Source organism: Mesorhizobium sp. M7A.F.Ca.US.005.03.1.1 (assembly GCF_003997975.1).
GTDB classification, from domain to species: domain Bacteria; phylum Pseudomonadota; class Alphaproteobacteria; order Rhizobiales; family Rhizobiaceae; genus Mesorhizobium; species Mesorhizobium ciceri.
Genome location: NZ_RZRO01000082.1, coordinates 22,442 through 29,252, shown reverse-complemented (window position 1 = coordinate 29,252; position 6,811 = coordinate 22,442). Strand labels below are relative to the sequence as shown.

General features: G+C 64.7%; 5 protein-coding genes. 1 reads left to right on the top strand and 4 read right to left on the bottom strand.

What is annotated here, in order from left to right; genetic code table 11:
* Both EN990_RS26525 and EN990_RS26520 read right to left on the bottom strand, forming a co-directional pair.
* A partial coding sequence (locus tag EN990_RS26525; RefSeq protein WP_164766160.1) for a CoA ester lyase occupies nt 1-718 on the bottom strand: 718 nt, incomplete at its 3' end.
* A gap of 2 nt (nt 719-720) precedes the next feature.
* A complete protein-coding gene (locus EN990_RS26520; protein ID WP_027162575.1) occupies nt 721-1,173 on the bottom strand; it encodes a MaoC family dehydratase in 453 nt (150 codons plus the stop codon).
* A 151-nt stretch (nt 1,174-1,324) separates the two neighbouring features.
* Here EN990_RS26520 and EN990_RS26515 point away from each other — a divergent pair, with 151 nt between their 5' ends.
* On the top strand, nt 1,325-2,449 hold the full coding sequence (locus tag EN990_RS26515) for a DUF2336 domain-containing protein (RefSeq protein ID WP_063167881.1): 1,125 nt from the start codon (nt 1,325-1,327) through the stop codon (nt 2,447-2,449).
* On the opposite strand, the gene EN990_RS26510 is transcribed toward EN990_RS26515, so the two are convergent.
* Nucleotides 2,446-4,512 (bottom strand): FUSC family protein, encoded by a 2,067-nt coding sequence (locus tag EN990_RS26510; RefSeq protein ID WP_127388424.1) that lies wholly within the window; start codon nt 4,510-4,512, stop codon nt 2,446-2,448. The two genes, EN990_RS26515 and EN990_RS26510, sit on opposite strands and share 4 nt — an antisense overlap.
* A gap of 45 nt (nt 4,513-4,557) precedes the next feature.
* Nucleotides 4,558-6,615, bottom strand: coding sequence for a DNA topoisomerase IV subunit B (parE, locus tag EN990_RS26505; protein ID WP_013531965.1), 2,058 nt, complete (start codon nt 6,613-6,615; stop codon nt 4,558-4,560).
* Nucleotides 6,616-6,811: the final 196 nt, after the last annotated feature.

Genomic DNA, 6,811 nt, shown 5'->3' with positions numbered 1-6,811 from the left:
GCGTGAAGGCTGCGTTGATGACCGGCACCTGATCGGGGTGGATCGCCATCTTGCCGGTGAAGCCATCGCGTTCGGCCTCGGCGCACTCCGCGGCGAAGCCCGCCATGTCGCGAAAATTCGGGAAGACGGTGTCGATCGCCGCGACCTCCGCCGCACCGGCGGCGAGTATGGTCATGGTGCGAGCGTGACGGAACACGTCCGTGTAGCGGCCACGCTCGTCGCGAGCCGAGCGCGCACCGAGCGCCGCCGACAGGTCTTCCGCGCCCCAGGTGAGCCCGGCAAGCCGCGCGCTGGTCCCGGCATAGGTTGCCGCCGCCAGCACGCCTGCCGGCGTTTCGGTGATGATCGGCAGGATCTTGATCGCGCCGTCGGCCAGGCCGTTTTCGGCCTCGCGCACCCTGAGTTTTGCCGATAGGTGCTGCACATCCTGGCCGCCGTTCGACTTGGGCAGCATGATGCCGTCGGGTTTCGCCGGAACCAGCGCCGCCAGATCGTTATCCGTCAGCCCGGTCGCGAGGTCATTGACCCTGACATAGATGGCGGAAGTCGTTTGTGCCCTGCGTTCCAGGATGAAGCGCGCCGCTACGCCGCGCGCCAGCGCCTTGTTGTGCGGCGCCACGGAATCCTCGAGGTCGACGATGACCACGTCGGCGCCGGCACCAAAACCCCTTTCCAGCTTCCTCTCGGAGTCACCGGGGACGAACAGCAGCGAGCGCATGATCAGGCTGCCTTCTTCAGCATCATCGCTTGCCTGGTGCATTTGGCGACGAGATCGCCATGCTGGTTGTAGGCGCGATGCTCGAATTCGACGATGCCGCGATCGGGCTTCGACCTGGACTCGCGCACCGAGATGACTGTCGTCTCGACGCGAACGGTATCGCCATGGAAGACCGGATGTGGAAACACGGTTTCCTTCATGCCGAGATTGGCCACCGTGGTGCCGACGGTGATGTCATTGACCGAAATGCCGATCATCAGCCCGAGCGTGAACAGCGAATTGACCAGCGGCTTGCCCCATTCGCTCTTGGCGGCGAAATCGAAGTCGATGTGCAGCGGCTGCGGGTTCAGCGTCATCACCGAAAACAGCATGTTGTCGCTTTCGGTAACGGTCTTGCGCAGCGTGTGCTGGAAGACATGGCCGACGACGAACTCTTCGAGATAAAGTCCGGCCATTTCTTTCTCCTCAGGTGCTTGACGGTTGATAGGCGCTGCAAATCAGCCTCGCAAGCCAGTTAATGAACATGGTGAACGGTTCGTAAACCAATTCTGCCTACGGTCGTCAGTGGGGTCGGAACCTTCCGGCAAGGGGCGTAAGCAGGCGGGCATGGTTGTTGTTTCGCATTTCCTGAAATGGATCTACACGGCCAAGGTGTCGGAGCGCGCCGCGGCGGCGAGCGCTCTGGCCCGAGCCTACATCAATTCCGAATTGCCCTTCGAGGACCGCTGCGCCGCAGAGGCGGCGCTGACACTGTTGCTCGACGATGCCTCGTCAAAGGTGCGGCTGGCGATGGCCGAGGCGCTGTCGATGAGCCAACACGCGCCAATGCAGATCATCAGCGTGCTGGCCTCCGACCAGCCGGAAGTCGCCGGCGTGGTGCTGGCGCGCTCGCCGCTGCTCACCGACGCCGACCTGATCAACCGCGTGGCTTCGAGTCCGAAGGCGACGCAAAAACTGATCGCAGACCGGCCGCTCGTCTCGATGGCGCTGTCAGCGGCCATCGCCGAGATCGGCGAGGCGGACGCCTGCGCCGTGCTGCTCGCCAACAGCGGCGCCGACATCGCCTCGCTCAGCTTCCGCCGCATGGCCGAACGGCATGGGCACCTGCCGCTGGTGCGCGAGGCGCTGATATCGGATGTCAGGCTGCCGGCCGACTGCCGGCATATGCTGCTCGTCAAGCTTGGCGAAATGCTGAAAACGTCGCCACTGGTGATGGCGATGATGGGCGCGGCGCGAGCCGACCGCGTCATGCGCGACGCCTGCGTCAAGGCTTCGGTGACGCTGATCGAAGGCACGCGCACGGAAGAACATGCGGCCCTGATCGAGCATCTCAGGCTGCGTGGCGACCTCACCGCGAGCTTCCTCATCCGCACCATCGCGCATGGCAAGGTCGATTTCTTCGGCTCGGCACTGGTTGCGCTCAGCCAGCAGTCCGAACAACGTGTGAGGGCGCTGCTGGCCGGCGGGCACGACGTGGCCTTGCAGGCATTGTTCCGCAGCGCCGGGCTCGCCGGCGCCACGCACGCCATCATCCTGCGTGCGCTGAAGATCTGGCGCGAGGTCGCCAACGGCAAGCGCGTCGCCGGTGTGCAGGAGGTAAGCTGGCTGATGCTCAAGGAAGTGGGCGGTCAATCCGCCGAGGGTGATCTCGCCGCCTTGGTCAAGTCGATCCATCTCGACGCGCTGCGCGAAAACGCACGCGGCCACGCGCTGGCGATAGCGGCCGCCTAGCCTTTATCCCTGGCGAAAAAATCCGGAAAATCCTCCATCGCGGCGGCGATGATGCGCAGCGATGCCGCGATCTGCAGCAATTCCCCGGTACCGTTTCGCTGGGCAATACCAGCCGCATATTGCCGGGCGACGGTGACGGTGGATGTCTGCGGATCGCCGGGGGCGCGGAAGAGCAGTTCGCGCGCCAGCCCTCTCAGGAAGTTGGCGATCGAAAGCGCGGTCTCGGATGGGATGGCATGGCTTTGGCTCGCATCGCGCAGCCGAAGGACCTCCAGGCCGACGGTGACGGCGGCGACGCCGCCGCCCAGAACCGCATCGCCTTTCTGACCGGCATTCTGCACCAGCGGCATCAATTGGTTGATGCGGTCGTAGGCGAGGCTCTCGAAGGCCGACCGCCTCGGCACCCGCTCATGCAGGCAAAGCCGCGCCAGATCCTCACGCATGGCGCGCACGATGCGGTTGGCCGCGAGCCATGGATCGGCCGGCAGCACGACGATGAAGACACCGATCGCCAGCAGGATGCCGACCAGGATCGACGCCGAACCGGCGAAGAAGGGTCCGGGATCGTAGGTCATCGCCTGGTGTGGACTGAGGAAGGCGAGAAAGTTGATGGCGAAAGCCGTCGCCACGCCGACATAGCGTGGATTGGCCATGGCCAGCGCCGTCGGCACCAGGATCGGCACGACAAACAGCATGAACCAGCCGAAGCCGGGCAGGGCAGGCAATGCGATCTGGCCGACGAGAAAGGCAAACGGCAGCGCCAGAAGCGTTCCCTTGAAGAAACCCCAGGCGACCTGCACAGGGTCGGGGCGAGCAGCAAACAGGCTCGACACGACGGCGACGAGAATGACCGTGCCGGCGGCTTCCGACCATTTCGTCGTCAACCAGAAGGCCGCGACCAGCAGCGTCGCAAGGGCAGCGCGCACCGCGTTGCGCGCTGCGCCGGCGTAATCGCGATGCACCACCAGCGCAGGCTGCCTGCTGCCCCTGGCCGGGCGCGTGGCAGGCGCACGCAGGGCATCGAGGCCGCGCAGCACCTGCTTGAGCGCATCGGCGAAATCGGCGGCAATGGTCAGGCGGGTGATCGTGCCGACCCTGTCGTCGCCCTGGTCGGTCGAGGCATCGGGCATTTGCCGGGCCTTGGCCGAGATGGTGTCGAGCCGCGCCACCCAAGGCGTGGTGTCGTCCAGCGCGCCGGGCTTCGTGGCCATTTCACCGACAAGGGCCTGCAACTCCGAACGCACCGGAATGAGCGCCGCATTCTTCGGAGCGGCATGCGAATGCAACGCACGTGCCGCCGACAGCGCCGAGAGCAGTTGTCCGATGGTGCGCCGGACCGGATGCGCGCGCGGCGCGAAGCTCGGCGCCTCGAGCCTGGCATAGGCGCGCATCTCGCCGAGCGTCTGGGTATCTGTGACCAGCTTTCGGTGCAGCGCGGACAGCGTTGCCGGGTCGCCGCCGGAGAACGCACCGCCGGCATAGGTGGCAAGATCGAGGATGCAGCGTTTCAGGCGCGAGACGATGGCGTCGCTGGCCAGTTTTGGCAGGATCAGCCGGCTGGTCAGGCCGGCGCAGACGATGCCGAGCACGATCTCGGCACAGCGCGCGACAGCGAGGTCGACGACGAGATGCGGCTGTCCGAAAGCGGGCAGGCCGATGATCATTGCGGTGTAGCCGGCCAGGGCGGCGCCATAGGCTTCCGGATTGCGCAGCAGCGACGAGACGAAGGTGCAGATGCCGATCCAGACGGCAAGCACAGTCACCAGCACCCAGGGGTTGGTGCCGAAAACGGTGGTGATGCCGATCGCGGCGATGCCGCCGACCAGCGTGCCGAGCAGCCGGTAGAAGCCCTTCGCCAGCACCATGCCGGCAACCGGCTGGGCGACGATGAACACCGTCATCATGGCCCATTGCGGATGGTCGAGCTTCAGCGCATAGGCTGCCAGCAGCGCGATCAAGCCGGCTGAAACGGTGCGCAAGGCAAAGATCCAGTCGGAGCGCGTCGGCTGCGTCAACCCGGCTAAACTCGTCTCGAAATAGCCTTTCAGCCGCGTCCTGGTCACATGCTCGTCTCCGCAACTGGAGCCTTGTTATGGACCGGCTGGCGGCTAGATATCCAGCACTTCCGTCTCGGCGAATTCGGCGCGTTCCTGGATGAACCGGAAGCGGGCCTCCGGCTTCGTGCCCATCAACGCATCGACGGCATCCTTGGTCGCCGTCTCGGCGTCGATTACATCGATCCTGAGCAGCGTCCGCTTCCTCGGATCCATGGTGGTTTCCTTGAGCTGGGCGGCCATCATCTCGCCCAGACCCTTGAAGCGGCCCAGTTCCACCTTGCCGCGCCCGGTGAATTCGGTGCGCAGGAGCTCGTCCTTGTGGGCGTCGTCTCGGGCATAGGCGACCTTGCCGCCTTGCCTGATCGAGTAAAGCGGCGGCACGGCGAGATAGAGATGGCCGCCACGCACCAGCGCCGGCATCTCCTGGTAGAAGAAGGTGATCAGCAGCGAGGCGATATGGGCGCCGTCGACATCGGCGTCGGTCATGATGATCACGCGGTCGTAGCGCAGATCCTCATCGCGGTACTTCGAACGCGTACCGCAGCCGAGCGCCTGGATCAGGTCTGAAATCTGTTGGTTGGCCGCCAGCTTATCGTTGCCGGCGCTGGCGACGTTGAGGATTTTGCCGCGCAATGGCAGCACGGCCTGGCTGGCGCGGTCGCGCGCCTGCTTGGCCGAGCCGCCGGCCGAGTCGCCTTCGACGATGAACAGTTCTGCACCGGCCGCGGCATTCTGCGTGCAGTCGGCGAGCTTGCCCGGCAGCCGCAGCTTGCGCACCGCGCTCTTGCGCGACACCTCTTTTTCCTGGCGCCGGCGCACCCGCTCGTCGGCGCGTGCGATCACCCATTCGAGCAGCTTCGAGGCTTCCTGCGGATTGTCGGCCAGCCAATGGTCGAACGGATCGCGGATTGCGGTCTCGACAATTCGAATTGCCTCGATCGTCGCCAGCCTATCCTTGGTCTGTCCGACGAATTCCGGCTCGCGGATGAACACCGACAGCATGCCCGCCGCTGAGATCATGACGTCTTCCGAGGTGACGATCGAGGCGCGCTTGTTGCCGACGAGGTCGGCATAGGCGCGCAGGCCTCGCGTCAGCACGTTGCGGAAGCCGGCCTCGTGGGTGCCGCCTTCGCCGGTCGGGATGGTGTTGCAGTAGGAATTGATGAAGCCGTCGCCGCCGAACCAGGTCACCGCCCATTCGAGCGAGCCGTGGCCGCCCTGTTTCTCGCTCTTGCCGGCGAAAATCTCGCGCGTCACCTGGAAGTCGTCGCCGAGCGATGCCTTGAGATAGTCCTTCAGGCCGCCGGGAAAATGGAATTCCGCCTTGGCCGGTGTCTGGTCTTTTTCCTTGATCAGCGACGGATCGCAGGTCCAGCGGATCTCGACGCCGCCGAACAGATAGGCTTTCGAGCGCGTCATACGGTAGAGCCGCGCCGGTTCGAACGCCGCGCCCTTGCCGAAAATCTGCTCGTCGGGGTGGAAGCGGATCTTTGTGCCGCGCCGGTTGTGGACCTCGCCCAACTGTTCCAGGCCGGTCACGGGAACGCCGCGCGAGAATTTTTGCCGATAGAGTTGCCGTCCCCGCGCGACCTCGACCTCGAGATGGTCCGACAGCGCGTTGACCACGGACACGCCGACGCCATGCAGGCCGCCTGATGTCTCGTAAACCTTGGAGTCGAACTTGCCGCCCGAATGCAGCGTCGTCATGATCACTTCAAGCGCCGGCTTCTTGAACTTCGGGTGCGGATCGATCGGGATGCCGCGGCCATTGTCCGTCACGGCGAGATAGCCGTCGGCCGAAAGCTCGACATCGATGAAGGTGGCGTGACCGGCCACCGCTTCGTCCATCGAATTGTCGATGACCTCGGCGAACAGATGGTGCATCGCCTTGTCGTCGGTGCCGCCGATATACATGCCTGGCCGGCGGCGCACCGGTTCCAGCCCTTCCAGCACCTCGATGTCGGCGGCGCTATAGCCCTCGCTGCCGTCCTTGGTCGAGGCAGGACGCTTGGTGGCTTGCACCACCAGTGGATCCGCCGGGCGCGCAGCGGTACGCACCGGCTGCGGCTGCTTGTCCATATTGCCGAAGAGATCGTTGCTGTCGTCCATGCCTGCCATAGGTTCCGGTGCTGCGAATCACCTCGCGATACTGCCACGCTTTTCAGCGCCAAGCGACCGAGGTTCCTGTTCCGTTCGGGGATCTGGGCCCTCTTACCCCAAAACCATTCGATAACCAAGCCGGCGGAAATAGATCCGATACCAACGCCCGGGATTCCTGATTCTTTAACAATGCCGCCTAACGTGA

Bases quoted from the DNA above. Each gene is read 5' to 3' on its own strand.
- parE (WP_013531965.1), bottom strand. From the start codon at position 6,615: ATGGACGACAGCAACGATCTCTTCGGCAATATGGACAAGCAGCCGCAG.
- EN990_RS26515 (WP_063167881.1), top strand. From the start codon at position 1,325: ATGGTTGTTGTTTCGCATTTCCTGAAATGGATCTACACGGCCAAGGTG.
- EN990_RS26520 (WP_027162575.1), bottom strand. From the start codon at position 1,173: ATGGCCGGACTTTATCTCGAAGAGTTCGTCGTCGGCCATGTCTTCCAG.